The organism is Micromonospora sp. ZG13 (genome assembly GCF_059359355.1).
In genome coordinates this window covers 20,475-36,480 of the sequence record NZ_JCADBQ010000019.1, presented here as the reverse complement: position 1 = coordinate 36,480, position 16,006 = coordinate 20,475, and the positions used below count along the sequence as shown (strand labels likewise).

The window sequence follows — 16,006 nt, the reverse complement described above, 5'->3', positions numbered from 1 at the left end:
GTGGGAAGTCATGAGTGGTCAGCCCTCGACGGTGTCGGAGTTCCCCGAGTGGCCGCAGTTCGGCGACGAGGAGCGGGCCGGCCTGATCCGCGCCCTCGAACAGGGCCAGTGGTGGCGGATGGGCGGCAGCGAGGTTGACTCCTTCGAGCGCGAGTTCGGCGACTACCACGGCACGCCCCACGCGCTCGCCGTCACCAACGGCACCCACGCCCTGGAGGTCGCGCTGGAGGTGCTGGGCGTCGGTCCGGGCACCGAGGTGATCGTCCCGGCCTTCACGTTCATCTCGTCCTCGCTGGCCGCCCAGCGCCTCGGCGCGGTCGCCGTCCCGGTCGACGTCGACCTGGACACCTACTGCGTCGACCCGGCCGCCGTCGAGGCCGCGATCACGCCCCGCACCAAGGTCATCATGCCGGTGCACATGGCCGGGCAGTTCGCCGACATGGACGCGCTGGACAAGCTCGCCGCCGACGCCGGCGTGGCGCTGCTGCAGGACGCGGCGCACGCCCACGGCGCGCAGTGGCAGGGCAAGCGGGCCGGCGCGCTCGGTTCGGTGGCCGCGTTCAGCTTCCAGAACGGCAAGCTGATGACCGCCGGCGAGGGCGGAGCAGTCGTCTTCCCCGACGAGGAGCTGCGCGAGCGGGCGTTCCTCGTGCACAGCTGCGGCCGGCCCCGCACCGACCGGGACTACCTGCACGGCACCACCGGCTCGAACTACCGGATGGGCGAGTTCACCGCCGCCGTGCTGCGCGCGCAGCTGTCCCGGCTGGACGAGCAGATCGCCGTACGCGAGCAGCGCTGGCCACTGCTGTCGCGCCTGCTCGCCGAGATCCCCGGCGTCGTCCCGCAGACCACCGACCCCCGTACGGACCGCAACCCGCACTACATGGCGATGTTCCGGGTTCCCGGCATCACCATGGAGCGCCGCCGCGCGGTGGTGGACGCGCTCACCGCCCGGGGCGTCCCGGCCTTCGTGGCGTTCCGCGCGATCTACCGGTGCGAGGGCTTCTGGAAGGCCGGCGCCCCCGACGAGTCGGTCGAGGCGATCGCGGCCCGCTGCCCCAACGTCGAGCAGATCCACTCCGACTGCATCTGGCTGCACCACCGCACCCTGCTCGGCACGGAGCAGCAGATGCACGACATCGCCGCCGTGCTCGCCGACGTCCTCGCCGGATGACCGCCCTGCCCCCGGCCGCCGCGTCGGACCGACCGGTGCGGGTCGCGGTGGCCGGCCTCGGTTGGGCCGGGCGGGAGATCTGGCTGCCCCGGCTCGCCGCGCATCCGGGTTTCGAGGTGACCGCCGTGGTCGACCCGGAGCCGGGCGTACGTGACCGGGCGCGCGACACCCACCACGTCGCGTCCGCGTACGCCGACGTCGACGACCTGCCGGCCGGGGCGGCCGACCTGGTGGTGGTGGCGGTGCCGAACCACCTGCACGCCGCCGTCGCCGTCCGGCTGCTGCGCCGGGGCGTGCCGGTGTTCCTGGAGAAGCCGGTCTGCCTGACCTCCGCCGAGGCGGCCCTGCTGGCCGAGGCCGAGCGCGAGGGCGGCGCGGTGCTGCTCGCCGGCAGCGCCGCCCGCTACCGGGCCGACATCCGGGCGCTGACCGGGGTGGCCGGCGAGCTGGGCCCGATCCGGCACGTCGACGTGGCGTGGGTACGCGCCCGGGGGGTGCCCGACGCGGGCGGCTGGTTCACCCGCCGCGACCTGTCCGGCGGGGGAGCGCTGGTGGACCTCGGCTGGCACCTGCTCGACACGGTGCTGCCGATGCTCGGTACGACCCGGGTCACCCACGCCATCGGCAGCGTCTCCGACGACTTCGTCAACGACAGCGCCGCGCACGCCGCCTGGCGCAGCGACGCCGGCGGCGGTGGCCGTGACCGTGGCGACGTCGAGGACACCGCGCGCGGCTTCCTGCTCACCGCCGAGGGGGCGTCGGTCGCCCTGCACGCCTGCTGGGCCTCGCACGAGTCGCTGGACCGCACCACGGTCACCGTGCACGGTGCCGCCGGGTCGGCGACGCTGCGCTGCACGTTCGGGTTCAGCCCCAACCGGGAGCCGTCGCCGGTGCTGACCCGCACCCGTGACGGCGAGACCGTACGGCTGCCGCTGCCCGAGGAGCCGATCGGCGCCGAGTACGACCGCCAGCTCGACGAGCTGCCCGCGCTGCTCGCCGACCCGGCGTCCCGCGGCGCAGCCGTCGCCGAGGCCCACCGGACCATCGACATCATCGAACGGATCTACCAGTCCGCCCGGCCCATCCGGCCGGAGCGGCAGCACGCGCTGGCGGGCCATCGCGACCGGTGAGAACCACCGTCGGCCCCACTCGCTTCCGGGAGCAGCCATGAGCCATCCATCGTCCACCGTAGAGGTGACCGCGCCGTCGCCGGCCCGCGGCCCGATCCGCGCGGTCGTGTTCGACCTCGACGGCGTCATCGTCGACAGTTCGGCCGTCATGCGGGAGGCGTTCAGCATCGCGTACGCCGAGGTGGTGGGCGACGGGCCGGCGCCGTTCGAGGAGTACAACCGGCACATGGGCCGGTACTTCCCGGACATCATGCGGCTGATGGGGCTGCCGCTGGAAATGGAGGAACCGTTCGTCCGGGAGAGCTACCGGATGGCCCACCTGGTGCCGCTCTTCCCCGGCGTACGGGAGACCCTGGAGGCGCTGCACTCGCGGGGGATCCGGATGGCGATCGCCACCGGCAAGAGCGGGCCCCGGGCCCGCTCCCTGCTGGACACGCTCGGCGTGCTGGGCCTGTTCGACCAGGTGATCGGCTCCGACGAGGTGGCCCGCCCGAAGCCGGCCCCGGACATCGTGCTCCAGGCCCTCGGCCACCTCGACGTGCCGCCGGCGCAGGCGATGATGGTCGGCGACGCGGTCATCGACCTGCTCAGCGGCCGGGACGCCGGGGCGACCGCCGTGGCCACCACGTGGCACGGCGGGGACGTCGCCGCGCTGCTCGCCGCCGGCCCCGACCTGGTCCTGCACGCCCCGACGGACCTGCTCGCGCACTGCCCGGCGGCCCTCGTCCACTGACCGACCCCGGTCGCTGGAGCCGGGCCGACACGGACCTCCCCGCTCGGGCCGGCCGGTCCGCTGCCCGTCGTGAGTGACCACGACACACTCCGTCGCCCGGGAGCAGTATCGGCGCCCCGGACAACCCGGAGGGCACAGTGGGGCACCGCGTCACGGTGGTGCGGGACCCCGAGGGCCTGGTCGACCCGCGCCTGCCCGAGGAGCTCACCGACGCCGGTGGGATGTGGATGAGGTCGTCGCCTTCGACCACAAGGTCGTGACGGCCTACCGCCGGCCTGTCGACGAGTTCTCGGCGCGGTTGACGCGGACCGGCTTCACGGAGGTCGAGCGCCTGCACCGGCCCGGCGACGGCACCCACCGGCCGTACGCCGCGGTCGCGGCGAACGCGCCGGCCGGGAACGGATCCCGCAGGCGCGCTGGTCACGCTCGGCGTCGCCGTCGTGGTCGGCCGCCGCCGGCTGCTTCGCGTCTGGCACGGCGAACCGCCGCCGGGTGACGCTCGTTCTTGACGCCGCGGGTGTGGGTTGGAAGGAACCGTGGCGGGACCTGCTTCTCGGACTGCACCGGCACCAGGACGCCGACGTGCACGAGGAGGCGTACGACATCGACATGAGCTGACGCAGCAGCCGAACCAGCCCTCGGACGCCAAGCAGGACGACTGGGCTCCCCACCCGGACCTGTCCGCTCCGGGCAACGTCGGTATCGGGACGTCGGGGCGGGGACGTTCGTGGTCTCGACGCAGCCCCACGCGGGGCCGAGTTCGAGGTCACGCCGACCTACCGGTTGGCGTTCGGCAGTTACCCGGCTGGCCCGGCTGCCGGGTCGCGCGGCGATCGCGGGACCGGCGGCCGTGTTGGTATGACGCTGTCGAGCTGCCCCGTGTATGCGACCAACCGGGCCGCGCACCATGCCCCGTCTGTAGCGGCAGATCGACAGCACCCACGACTCGGCACCGCACAACCGGGGCACCGCACGATCCGGCGGGCCTGGCGGGGCGAACCCGGTAAGAGGGAGGCGGAAAGGCCGGAAACCCTTGGCTCGCCGGGCCGGTCGATCGTCGTCGCCGTCGCGCTGCCACCCCCCGGCCCAGTCGCCGGCGTCCTCTCGCTCCGCGACCGGCCCGCCACCGTCGGCGTGACGGTGGCGGGCCGGGCGGGGCGGCCTCCGGCGAGGGCCGCTCAGTCCGCCTGGTCGGCGGCCTCCGGTCCGGCCTCCAGGAAGCGCAGCATGTTGGTGGCCAACATCTCGGCGACCGGGGTCGGGACCAGATCGGTGCGGATGGTGACGCGAAGCAGGGCGCCCCCGTTACCGGGCAGGACCTCGGCGACACAGCCACCCGACCACTCCCGGGCGTACGGGTCGACGACCTCCTCGGTTCGGCAGCCGGGCAGCTTCAGCGGGAGGACAAGGTTGTCCTGGTAGGCAAAGGAGGGCAGGCTGTTGATCACCTCGCGGGACATCCCGAGGACCGGGTCGGTGGTCATCTCCAGGAAGGTGACGTCCTGGGCCGCCATCAGCCGGTCCACGGTCTGCTGGAGGGTCCGAACGAGGTTCTTCTCGGGGCTGTCGAACCGGACCCGAAGACAGTTGGAACCGATCCTGCTGGTGAAGGCGGAGTCGAGGATCCGGCTGCCGCGCTGCGCGACGATCATCAGCAGGGCGATGTCGTCCTGCTGATGGATGGTGCGCAGCGCGGAGGCATAGGCGGCGGCGAAGTAGGTGGAGCGGCTGAACCGCTGTTCGCGGCCGGCCCGGTCCCAGCGGTCCAACACGTCGGCGGGGACGGCGACGATGTGCCCGGTCCTGGGGCCCCAGATCGGGGTCTGCTCCACGAGCTCCTGGGGTCGGCCCTCGCCCTGGCGGGCGAGCCCGCGCAACTGTTCGCGCCAGTAGGCCCGCTGCGCGTCGAGGTCGGCGGCCTCGCGGAGTCGGGTGTATTCGTCGTACGACTGGCGGAGGGTGGGCGCGGGTCGCGCCCACACCGGGGCCGCGCCGGACAGCCGTGCGGTGTAGGCATGGCTGAGGTCGCGAACGAGGAGGGTGTGTGACCAGCCGTCGAAGGCGATGTGGTGGATGCCGATGCCGAACAGGACCCGGTTCGTGGACTTCTCCCGGATCAGGGCGGCCCGCCAGTTGCGGCCCTGGGTGTAGTCCAGCGGCTGCTGCACCGCCTCGGCGAGTTGGTCGAGTGCTTCCTGTTCGCTCGCGGCGTCGGTGAGCAGCCGGAGCTGGGGCATCCCCGGGTTCGGCGGGATGATCGCCACGGGCGGGTCCACCCGCCGGTAGCGGGCGTACAACGCCTCGTGCCGCCGGTGCACGTCGCCGAGCGCCGCCATCAGCGCGCGCAGGTCCAGCTCGCCCTCGATCCACCAGGTGGTCGGACAGACCAGCTCGAACGGGAGCACGAGACACTTGGCGACCGATGGGGTCAGCGGGACGGGCCCGGTCGGGGCGGGACGTCCGGTGACGGGCGGTTCCGGTTCGGCCCTGGGCCGGCGGGGTGCGGTGGCGAGCCAGCGGGCCAGGCCGTGTGGGGTGGGTGTGCGGTGGATCTGCGAGACGGGTACGACGACGTCGGCGGCCTCGTCGATGGCGGCGGCGACGGCGGCTGATTGCAGGGAGGTGCCGCCGAGGGCGAAGAAGCTGTCCTCGGTGCCGACGGGATCGATATCGAGTACGGAGGCGAACACACCTGTGACCAGCCGTTCCTCGGCGGTCGCGGCTTCGACGTAGGCCACGCCGAGGTCCGGGCGCTGCGAGCCCGGTTCCGGCAGGGCCCGCCGGTTGATCTTCCCCGTGCCGCCGACGGGGAACCTTTCGAGCACCATGATGACGGCGGGAACCATGTACGAGGGCAGCACCGTCGCGGCGTGCTCCCGCAGTTCGCTCACGGCCGGGGCCCGGCCGTCGCGCCCGGTCACGTAACCGACCAGCCGGGCGACGCCCCGGTCCTCACGGCGGACGACCACGGCCGTGCCGACGTCCGGGTGCTGTTCGAGGACGGCTTCGATCTCGCCGAGTTCGATGCGGATGCCGTTGACCTTCACCTGGTGGTCCATCCGGGCGAGGATCTCCAGCGCCCCGGAGGCGTTCCACCGGCCCAGGTCGCCGGTGCGGTAGGCGACCCCGCCGCCGTACGGGTCGGTGACGAACCGTTGCGCGGTCAGTTCGGGGCGGTTGAGGTAGCTGTCGGCGACCCCGGCGCCAGTGATGAGGATTTCGCCGGGGACTCCCATGGGGACGAGGTCGAGGTTGGGGTCGACGACGCGGATCTGGCGGTTGGGCATGGGCCAGCCGATCGGCACGTACGCGCCACCCCAGCCGGCCTTGGCGTCGAACCACGTGCAGGCGACGGATGCCTCGGCGGGGCCGTAGGCGTTGATCAGGCGGGCGCCGGCGGCCATCCACCGTTGGGCCATGCGTGGCGGGATGGGTTCCCCGGCGAGGGTCACGCAGGACATGCTCGGGCAGTCGGCCGGGTCGACGGCGGCGAGGTTGGTGGGTGGGCAGAACGCGTGGGTGGTCTGCTCCTTGGCGATCAGCTCCGTCAACCGGCGGGCGTCGAGCAGGTCGTCCCGCGAGCAGACCACGACGCGGGCGCCGGAGGCCAGCGCGGTGTAGATCTCGCCCAGGGCCACGTCGAAGACCGGGGCGCAGCAGTGCAGCATCCGGCTGTCCGGGCCGACCGCGCACTCGTCGCGCATCCAGGTGACGAAGTTCGTCAGCTTGTCGTGGGACAGTACGACGCCCTTCGGCGTCCCGGTCGATCCGGACGTGTAGATCACGAACGCCGGCTGGGAGGCGTCCACCACCGGCAGGTCGACCGCTTCGACCGCCTCCACAGCGGGCCAGTCCTGGTCCAGGGCGACCACCCGCACGCCGTCGGGGCGGGGGATGCGGTGGGCGACCTCGCCGACGGTGAGCACGACCTGGGCGCCGTGGTCGGCCAGGAGCATCTTCATCCGCTCTGCCGGCCACGACACGTCCATCGGCGTGTAGGCCGCTCCCGCCCGCAGCACCGCCAGGGTGGCGACGAGGGTCCAGATGCTGCGGTCCAACGCCAGCGACACCACGTCCCCGACCCCGACCCCGACCGCACGCAGGTAGCGGGCCAGTAGTTCCGAGCGGCGGGCCAGTTCCCCGTACGTGACGACCTCGCCGTCGGCGACGCCCGCGACCGCGTCCGGCGTCCGGCGTGCCCACTCCAGCACCAGTTCGTGGAGGGGCTCGCCCGGCACCGGGCAGCTCGGCCCCCGGCCCCATGCGAGCAGCCGGTCCCGCTCGGCCGTGCCCAACAACGGCAACCCGGACAGCGGGACGTCGGGTTCGCACAACCCGGCCGACAGCAGCGTCCCGGTCTGGTCCAGCAGGCCCCGTGCCCAGTCGGTGGAGAAACCCTCCGCCGCGTAATCGACCCGCAGTCCGGAGCCGTCCGAGGCGATGGTCACCAGCAGGTCGACGTCCACCACGTCCGGACCCACCTCGGCCACCGGGCCGTCCACCAGGCCCACCGCCACCGGACCCAGCACACCGGCGGTCACCACCGGCGCGGCCCACGCCTCACCCACCCGGCTCACCAGGTCACCGAACGCCGGATCGTCCGCCACACCTACCCGGAGCACCGATCCACCCGAGTACCGGCCCAGCACCACCTCCCCCTGAGCGGTGTACCGGGCCAGCACCCCGACGAGTCCCGCCAGCACCACCGTCCCGGCCGGCTCCACGCCGGCCGGGACGGGCAGTTGCAAGGTCCGCACCTGCGACGCCGCCCGGGCCGGCCACGCCAGCGGCCGACGCAGGTCGCCCATCAGGTCGAGGGCCTCGAAGTCGGTACCAAGCCCGGCGAGACCCGTGGCCTGTGCCTGGCCACCAACAAACCCGACAGACATGAGCCAACCTCCGATCAGGGCCGGCAGCACCCGCTCGGGTACCCCGGGACAGTAGAAGCAGGACTGCCGGGGACGCGGCCTTCCGCACCGTCGGCATGGGAGAGCAGTTTGATACGGACGCTCAGCCGGCGGCGGGGGAGACCGCCGGTCCGGCTTCCAGGAAGCGCAGCATGCGGCGGTTCAGCTCCTCGGCGAAGCTGTACGGCAGGTAGTCGGTGCGGATGGTGACACGCAGCAGGGCGTGGTCGAGGCGGGGCAGCACCTCGACCGTGAGTCCGTTGGGCACCTCCCGGGCGTACGGGTCGACGACCTCCTCGGTCCGGCAGCCGGGCAACTCCAGCGGCACGACCACGTTGTCCTGGAACACGAACGTCGGCAGGCTGGCGACGACCTCGCCCGAGAGCCCGGCGGCGGGGTCGTCGGCGGTCTCCGCGAAGGGGACGTCCTGGGCCCGCATGAGGTCGGTGATCGTCTCGTTGACCCGCAGGACGAGCTTGTCGTCCTCCGGCCCCTCGAAGCGCACCCGGACGCAGTTGAGGTTGAGTCGGGTGGTGAAGGCGGAGTCGAGCACGCGGCTGCCCCGCTTCGCCACCACCATCAGCAGGCCGATGTCGTCCTGCTGGTGGATGGCGCGCAGCGCCGAGGCGAATGCCGCGACGAAGTAGCTGGAGCGGCTGAACCGCTGTTCCCGGGCGGCCCGGTCCCAGCGCTGCATGACCTCGGGCGTGACGGTGACGGTGTGCCCGGCCTTCGGGCCCCAGGCCAGCGCCTGCTCCAGCGGGGCGGTGACCGGACCCTTGCCCTGGCGGGGCAGGCCGCGCAGTTGTTCGCGCCAGTAGGCCCGCTGGGTTTCGAGGTCGGCGGCGTCGCGCAGTCGGGTGTACTCCTCGTACGACTGCCGCAGCGTCGGCGCGGGCCGCGCCCACTCGGGGGCCGTCCCCGACAATCGCGCCGTGTAGGCGTGACTCAGGTCCCGCACCAGCAGCGCGTACGACCAGCCGTCGAAGGCGATGTGGTGGATGCCGACGCCGAACAGGACGCGTCCGGTCGACTTGTCGCGGATGAGGGCGGCGCGCCAGTTGCGGCCCTGGGTGTAGTCGAGGGGTTGTTGCACGGCGTCGGCGAGTTGGTCCAGGGCTTCCTGCTCGGTGGCGGCGTCGGTGAGCAGCCGCAGCTGCGGCATGCCGGGGTTCGGCGGCACGAGCGCCACCGGCGGATCCGTGCGGCGGTAGCGGGCGTGCAGCGCCTCGTGCCGGCGGTGCACGTCGCCGAGCGCGGCCATCAGCGCGCGCAGGTCCAGCTCCCCCTCGATCCACCAGGTGACCGGGACGACGACCTCCAGCGGCGACATCAGGCACTTCGCGACCTGCTGCGCGAGCGGAACCGGACCGGGACGCTGACGGGCCTGCCCGGCGCTCACGCCGGTGTCCACCCGGCGGGGCGCGGTGGTCAGCCACCGGGCGAGCCCCTGTGGTGTGGGGGTGCGGTGGATCTGCGAGACGGGCACGACGACGTCCGCGGCCTCGTCGAGGCGCGTGGCCACCGCCGCCGACTGCAACGACGTGCCGCCCAGGTCGAAGAAGCTGTCCCGCGTACCGACCCGGTCGATGCCGAGGACGGTCGCGAACACCCCCACCACGAGCCGTTCGGAGTTCGTCGTCGGCTCGACGTACTCGACACCGAGGTCGGGGCGCTGGGTGTCGGGTGCGGGCAGCGCGTTACGGTCGATCTTGCCGGTGCCGCCGACGGGGAAGCGGTCGAGGACCACGATGGCGGCGGGGACCATGTAGGCGGGCAGCAGAGCTGCGGCGTGTGCACGCAGGTCGCCGACGGCGGGGGTACGGCCGTTGCGTCCGGTGACGTAGGCGACGAGTCGGGCGGTGCCGTTGTCCTCGCGGCGCACGACGACGGCCGTGCCGACGTCCGTGTGCTGTTCGAGCACGGCTTCGATCTCGCCGAGTTCGATGCGGATGCCGTTGACCTTCACCTGGTGGTCCATGCGGCCGAGGATTTCCAGGGCGCCGGTGGCGTTCCATCGGCCGAGGTCGCCGGTGCGGTAGGCGGTTGCGCCGCTGTGGGGGTCGGTGACGAAGCGTTGGGCGGTGAGTTCGGGGCGGTTGAGGTAGCCGTCGGCGACGCCGTGGCCGGTGATGAGGATTTCGCCGGGTACGCCCATGGGGACGAGGTTGAGGTTGGTGTCGACGACGCGGATCTGGCGGTTGGGCATGGGCCAGCCGATGGGTACGTAGGCGCCGCCCCAGCCGGCCGACGCGTCGAACCACGTGCACGCCACGGCGATCTCCGCCGGCCCGTACGCGTTCACCACCCGCGTACCGGCCGCCAGCCAGCGCTGGGCCAACTGCGGCGGGACGGCCTCGCCGCCGAAGATGATGCAGCGCAGGCCCGGGCAGGCGGCCGGGTCGAGCGGGGCGATGTTCGTGGCCGGCCCGAACGTGTGCGTGACGTCGTGGGTGTTGACGAGGTCGGTGAGCCGGCGCGCGTCGAGCAGGTCGTCGCGGGAGCAGACGACGACGCGACCGCCACCGGTGAGCGTCGCGAAGATCTCCCCGAACGCGGCGTCGAAGACCGGGGCCGCCGAGTGCAGCATGCGGCTCTCGGGGCCGATGGCGCACTCGTCGGTCATCCACGCCAGGAAGTTGGTGAGTTTGTCGTGGGTCAGTACGACGCCCTTCGGGGTGCCGGTGGAGCCCGAGGTGTAGATCACGAACGCGGGTGCGTCTGCCGGCACCTGTGGCAGGTCGACCCCGTCGGCCGTTTCCACGGCGGGCCAGTCGTCGTCGAGGGCGACCACCCGTACGCCGTCGGGGCGGGGGATGCGTGGGGCGACCTCGCCGACGGTGAGCACCACCCGCGCGCCGTGGTCGGCCAGCAACATCCGCATCCGCTCCACCGGCCACGACATGTCCATCGGCGTGTACGCCGCCCCCGCCCGCAGCACACCCATCGTCGCGACCAACGTCCACAGGCTGCGATCCAACGCCAACGACACCACGTCACCGACGCCGACACCCGAGCCACGCAGATACCCGGCCACCACCCCCGACCGGCGATCCAACTCCCCGTACGTCAACACCTCCCCGCCGAAGACCCCCGCCACCGCCTCCGGCGAACGCCGCGCCCACGCCAACACCAACTCGTGGATCGGCTCACCCGGCACCTCACGCACCGGACCCCGACCCCACGCCAACAACCGCTCCCGCTCGGCATCACCCACCAACGGCAACCCCGACACACCAACCCCCGAGCCCGCCAACCCCGCGGACACCAACCCCACCACCTGATCCACCAGACCCCGCACCCACTGCCCCGAAAAACCCTCCACCGCGTAATCCACCCGCACCGCCGAGGCGTCCGACGCCACCGTCACCACCAGATCCACACCCACCACACCCGGCCCCACCTCCGCCACCGGAACGTCCACCACACCCACCACCACCGGACCCACCACACCGGCACCCAACGCGACCGGCGCCGCCAACGCCGCACCCACCCGCGCCGTCAACTCGGCGAAACCGGGGTCACCCGCCACGTCCACCCGCAGCACCCCACCCGACGACAGCCCCACCGCCACCTCGCCCTGACCGGTGTGGCGGGCCAGGACCGCCACGAGCCCGGCGAGCACGACGTCGACGGCCGGTCCGACGTCCGGCAGGCCGGGCAGGTCCAGCGCCCGGAACTCCGAGGCCGCCCGGGCGGGCCACACCGTCGGACGGCGCAGGTCCCCCACCAGGTCCAGGGTCCCGGCGTCAACCGCACCGGCCACGCTCCGGGCACCATCGAACCCGACAGACATCAGCTCAACCTCCGATCGAAAGGTGGCGACCGGAAGGCACGGGGCCGCAACGGCCGGTCAGCCGAGGTGCCGTACCGCCGGGCGGACTCCGGTCGGCGCGGCAGGAGCGGTTCGCGGGGCGTGCGGTCCGGTCGGGCGGCCGGCGTGCGGGAACCGCCGCGCGATCAGGACGGGGTCACCGTCCGGATCCCGGGCCGCGGCCGCGTCATTGATCGAAAGGAGCAGATCGGTGTCCGATCCGGTCACCGGCACCTCCCGTCCGTCCGGGCGTCGCGCACCCACATTCGTCCCCGATCCGGTGCACTGAAAAGGGAACGACGAACCGATGGGGCCCGACCCTACGAAGCCCCGTGGAGTGGCGTACACCCCTAGAGATGCGCACGTCGACCCCTAGTCCGTCAGCCGGAGATCGCCCGCCGGGGACCGCCGCGATCCGTCGGCGGCGGCGAGCCGCCCGGGTCCCCGTACGGCCTCGTCGCGGCCCGATCGCCAAAGTGCCCTGCTCAGCGGGGTGGTCCATCCGAATTGCCGATCACGATCCCGCTCGGATGCGCCAACCTTTCAGTGAAAGCACATGCCGCTATATCTTTTCTATAGTGGATGGTAGGTGCCCTCCGAGATGGTCGGTGTGCGATTGTCCGGGTTCGGCGGTGAATGGTCCCGCAGCCCTTTTCGGAAAGCGTCTTTTTGGTCAGCCCGAGTCGACGGGCCGGCTTGGAGAACTGGCGATTCCAGTCGCGAAAAGGGCCGCCCGTGTCCGGCTGACCGGCCCATCCCCGGGCAATGAGGACTGACTATGCTTTCCCGATCATGACCAAGTCGGTGACTGCACGTCAGCCACCGACTGATGGTGTGCACCCCGCCGACGCGGCGCTGACCACAAGCCAGCCCGCTACCTGGCCGGTCCAGCCCTGAGACCGTCCGGTCGGTGCACGCGGCACGCCCGACTCTCGTGGCCGAGCGGCCTCATCAGGACCGGGAGCCCCGCAACCGTCCACGTTCTCCGCTGTTCGTGGTCGTGGGCACCCGGACTTCGTGCCACCCCGAGGCCCCCTGTGGGCCGGCATGTCAGGAGATCCAAATGCACGGGCCTATCCAGGTACAGGTGTTCGCCCACGACGGGGTGGTCCTCGCCCGGCCGCCCGACCCGGTGGCGACCGCCGGAAGCCGCTATCTCGCCGGCGCGGGCGCCGCCCTGCACAACGGGCTGGACATGATCACCGGCCTCCATCTGACCCTCCCGCACCAGTCGGCGGCGATCTGCAGCACCGGATCCAGTGCCGACAAGTCGCTGCGGCTCATCAGCCGGTGCGGTCTGAAGACGCCGAGCGATCTGCGCGAGTTCCGCTCCGGCGCGCAGGCGGTGCGCCTCGCCCGCGACGCCGCCGAGCGGGGCGAGACGCTGGAGTTCCAGTTTTCCCCGCACGATCCGCACCTGCGGGCCGCGCAGGCCCGGGTGTCGCCGGAGCTGCTGGCCCGCCTCAACAACAAGACCGTGCTGGAGACACTGCTCGCACCGGAATACCTGCCCCGTCGCCAGGTCGCCACCCCCGAGGAGGTGCGCCGCATCGTGCGGCAGGACCGCCGACCGGCGGTGATCAAACCGGCAGGCGTCGAGGTCTACAGCGGAATCGCGATCTTCACCAGGCGTTTGCAGGACCGGCGGAACCGGTCGCTGTTCAACCAGCTCGAACAGGTCAGCGACCGGTGGATCGTCGAGGAGGAGGTGCCCTTCCGGACGATCTGGGGCCTCCAGTTCGGCGTGACGGAGAGCGGAGCGGTGCACTACTTCGGTGCGTCCGTACACCTGCCGCAGCCCACGTCGACGTGGGTCGGTTGTGTGATGGACGACGACCAGCCGCCGGCGGAGCTGATCGAAGCGCTGACCGTAGGGGTCCGAAAGGCCAGTGCGCTCGGGTACCGGGGGTACTGCTCCTTCGACGCCGGGATCGGCCGCGACGGCGAACTGCGGGTCATCGATCCCAACTTCCGGGTCAGCGGGGCCACCAGTTCGGTCCTGCACCGCAGCTCGCTGCTGGGCCAGCACCGGTGCGCCATGACCACGTTCTTCTCGCTGGCCCCCGGCGTCGACGCCGAGCCGATCCTCGCGCCGTTCATCGACCGGGGGGAGCTGGTCGTGTTCATGCACCACGACCCGGCGGAGACGGACAACGGACCGCTGCCGGCGAGCATCGTCGGCATGGTCGGCGCCTCGGACCGGTACGCCTGCGGCGTGCTGATCGCGCAGATCCAGCGGGCGCTGGGCAGTTGACGTGTCGTCCCCCGGGCCGTGCCGGCGGCCCGGGGGAGACCGGTCCGCCCAGTGGGGGCCGCGGTGGGCGGCGACCGGGCCCGCCGAACCGCCCGACCCGGACGCCGTACGAGCGGCCGGGCGTCACATGCCCGTGAGGGCGGCCCGGACGGCGGACTCGGGGACGTCGGCGACCAGCTCGGGCCCGGCCGGGCCGTCCAGGACGAAGGACAGGCCGGAGGTCGCCTTCTTGTCCCGGCGCATCAGCGCGATCAACTCGTCGTGGTCGGCGCCGGTGGGCAGGTCGGTGTCGAGGCCGTACCCCGCCACGACGTCGTGGTGCTCGGCCACCCGCTCGGCAGGGACGCGGCCGAGGACGCCGGCCAGCCGGCCCGCGAAGACCGTGCCGACGCCGACCGCCTCGCCGTGCCGCAGCCCGAAGTCGGTGGCCCGCTCCAACGCGTGGCCCAGGGTGTGGCCGTAGTTCAGGATGTGCCGCAGGCCGGAGTCGCGCTCGTCGGCCGCCACCACCCGGGCCTTGAGCCCCACGCAGGCGGCGATCTGCTCCGCCACCGGGCGGCCGCGCAGCTCGCCCGCGCCGATGAAGTGCGCCCGGGCGATCTCGCCGTACCCGTTGCGCCACTCCCGGCGCGGCAGCGTGTCCAGGTGCTCGGTGTCGCAGAGCACCGCCCGGGGCTGCCAGTACACCCCGACGAGGTTCTTGCCCTCCGGCAGGTTGACCGCGGTCTTCCCGCCGACGCTGGCGTCCACCTGGGCGAGCAGCGAGGTCGGCAGGTGGATCACCGCGATGCCCCGGTGGTAGAGACCGGCGGCCAGCCCGACCACGTCCGTGGTCGTCCCGCCGCCGCAGGAGACGACGGCGTCGGCGCGGGTCAGCCCGAACTCGGCGAACGCCCGGCAGAGCTGCTCCACCGTGGCCAGGTTCTTGTCGTGCTCGCCGTCGCGGGCCGGCACCACCCGGTGCGGCACGCCCGGGTCGGGCGTCCACTCCGGCGGCCGGGCCGAGACCACCACGACCCGCCGCGCGCCGATCCGCGCCACCTCCGCCGGCAGCCGGTGGCGCACGCCGGGGCCGATCAGCACCGGGTACGCGCGTTCCCCGAGCGCCACCTCGATCCGGGCGGGCTCGGCGGGGGCGCGGCGTTCAGGCGCGGACGCTTGCATGGGGTTGCTGCCTCCTCCGGGCGACGGGGACGGGCGCGGCGACGACCGGGCGGTCCCGGACCATCGACAGGCGTAGCGCCAGCGCGGCCAGCGAGTCGACCTGCGGCCCGATGCCCCACCGGTCGTGGGTGAGCTGCGCGTGGTGCGCCAGCAGGAAGCCGGACGGCGTCGCCGGATGCTCCCGGTCGACCACGTCCGCCACCCGGTCCAGGTAGTGCTGCCACGCCACGGCGACCTCCCCGCCCAGCGGCAGGTCACCGGCCGACAGGACGATCTTCTCCGCCCCGGCGTCCGCCTGCGCCGCCAGGTCCCGCCGCTGCGCGCCGGTGAGCCGCTGGCTGCGTTCCTGCCAGTGCAGGAAGAGGAACGCCAGCCGGTCGGCCGCCGGCACCAGCGCCGTCAGGTGCCGCAGGTGCGCCACGGCCAGCGGCAGCTCGACGCCGGCCAGCCAGGGCGCGTCCCCGCCGAGCAGGGTCAGGGCCAGGTCGCTGCCGGCGGACGCGAGCGGGCCGCCCCGGGCGGCGTCGCGCACCACCCGGCGGTCGGCGGGGAAGGACACCCCCGGGTCGTACGCGAGCAGCCGCGCCCGTACCGCGGCGAGCGCGGGCGGGGTGGCGTGGAAGCCGAGGCTCACGTGTGGCCCGGCGGGCGAGCCCTCCGGGTCGAAGAACCAGTCCAGGCCCGGATCGGCCCGGCGGGCGGCGGCGACCAGGCCGGTGAGAACCGTTCCGACCAGCTCGATCACCCGCGTGTCCGGGCATCCCTCGGCCGGCACGGCCGAGCGGGCGAACATCCAGCAGCGTTCCAACGACGGCACCTCGGCTGACGGG

The 16,006-nt window shown here is 72.9% G+C and carries 9 protein-coding genes and 1 pseudogene; 6 read left to right on the top strand and 4 right to left on the bottom strand.

The window, feature by feature from the left end:
• The first annotated feature begins 10 nt into the window (after nucleotides 1–10).
• The 5 genes and pseudogenes from AC5L34_RS26400 (at nucleotide 11) to AC5L34_RS26380 (ending at nucleotide 3,655) form a co-directional block, all read left to right on the top strand.
• Nucleotides 11–1,174, top strand: a complete 1,164-nt coding sequence (locus AC5L34_RS26400) for a DegT/DnrJ/EryC1/StrS family aminotransferase (RefSeq protein WP_494827436.1) — start codon at nucleotides 11–13, stop codon at nucleotides 1,172–1,174.
• Nucleotides 1,171–2,304 (top strand): Gfo/Idh/MocA family protein, encoded by a 1,134-nt coding sequence (locus AC5L34_RS26395; RefSeq protein ID WP_494827434.1) that lies wholly within the window; start codon nucleotides 1,171–1,173, stop codon nucleotides 2,302–2,304. The genes AC5L34_RS26400 and AC5L34_RS26395 overlap by 4 nt, the downstream gene beginning before the upstream one ends.
• A gap of 37 nt (nucleotides 2,305–2,341) precedes the next feature.
• A complete protein-coding gene (locus AC5L34_RS26390; RefSeq protein WP_494827433.1) occupies nucleotides 2,342–3,037 on the top strand; it encodes an HAD-IA family hydrolase in 696 nt (231 codons plus the stop codon).
• Between the two features lie 226 nt (nucleotides 3,038–3,263).
• Nucleotides 3,264–3,425, top strand: a pseudogene (locus tag AC5L34_RS26385) (SAM-dependent methyltransferase); the annotation flags it as partial.
• 104 nt (nucleotides 3,426–3,529) lie between these two features.
• Nucleotides 3,530–3,655 carry a hypothetical protein gene (locus AC5L34_RS26380; protein ID WP_441176706.1) on the top strand — a complete coding sequence of 42 codons (126 nt, stop codon included), beginning with the start codon at nucleotides 3,530–3,532 and terminating at the stop codon, nucleotides 3,653–3,655.
• Nucleotides 3,656–4,215: 560 nt separating this feature from the next.
• Here the strand turns inward: AC5L34_RS26380 and AC5L34_RS26375 are convergent.
• Nucleotides 4,216–7,926, bottom strand: coding sequence for a non-ribosomal peptide synthetase (locus AC5L34_RS26375; RefSeq protein WP_494827432.1), 3,711 nt, complete (start codon nucleotides 7,924–7,926; stop codon nucleotides 4,216–4,218).
• A gap of 121 nt (nucleotides 7,927–8,047) precedes the next feature.
• Entirely contained in the window at nucleotides 8,048–11,710 is a 3,663-nt protein-coding gene (locus AC5L34_RS26370; protein WP_494827430.1) for a non-ribosomal peptide synthetase, read from the bottom strand.
• A gap of 1,111 nt (nucleotides 11,711–12,821) precedes the next feature.
• Between AC5L34_RS26370 and AC5L34_RS26365 the strand changes: the two genes are divergently transcribed.
• Complete coding sequence (locus AC5L34_RS26365; protein WP_494827429.1) at nucleotides 12,822–14,012, top strand: ATP-grasp domain-containing protein; 1,191 nt, start codon at nucleotides 12,822–12,824, stop codon at nucleotides 14,010–14,012.
• A gap of 123 nt (nucleotides 14,013–14,135) precedes the next feature.
• On the opposite strand, the gene AC5L34_RS26360 is transcribed toward AC5L34_RS26365, so the two are convergent.
• Nucleotides 14,136–15,176, bottom strand: coding sequence for a 3-dehydroquinate synthase family protein (locus tag AC5L34_RS26360; RefSeq protein ID WP_494827428.1), 1,041 nt, complete (start codon nucleotides 15,174–15,176; stop codon nucleotides 14,136–14,138).
• A complete protein-coding gene (locus AC5L34_RS26355; RefSeq protein WP_441176700.1) occupies nucleotides 15,157–15,993 on the bottom strand; it encodes a hypothetical protein in 837 nt (278 codons plus the stop codon). Before AC5L34_RS26355 ends, AC5L34_RS26360 begins: the two co-directional genes overlap by 20 nt.
• Between the last annotated feature and the right edge of the window lie 13 nt (nucleotides 15,994–16,006).

Coding starts and splice junctions, on each gene's coding strand:
- AC5L34_RS26400 (WP_494827436.1), top strand. CDS start 11: ATGAGTGGTCAGCCCTCGACGGTGTCGGAGTTCCCCGAGTGGCCGCAG.
- AC5L34_RS26395 (WP_494827434.1), top strand. CDS start 1,171: ATGACCGCCCTGCCCCCGGCCGCCGCGTCGGACCGACCGGTGCGGGTC.
- AC5L34_RS26390 (WP_494827433.1), top strand. CDS start 2,342: ATGAGCCATCCATCGTCCACCGTAGAGGTGACCGCGCCGTCGCCGGCC.
- AC5L34_RS26375 (WP_494827432.1), bottom strand. CDS start 7,926: ATGTCTGTCGGGTTTGTTGGTGGCCAGGCACAGGCCACGGGTCTCGCC.
- AC5L34_RS26365 (WP_494827429.1), top strand. CDS start 12,822: ATGCACGGGCCTATCCAGGTACAGGTGTTCGCCCACGACGGGGTGGTC.
- AC5L34_RS26360 (WP_494827428.1), bottom strand. CDS start 15,176: ATGCAAGCGTCCGCGCCTGAACGCCGCGCCCCCGCCGAGCCCGCCCGG.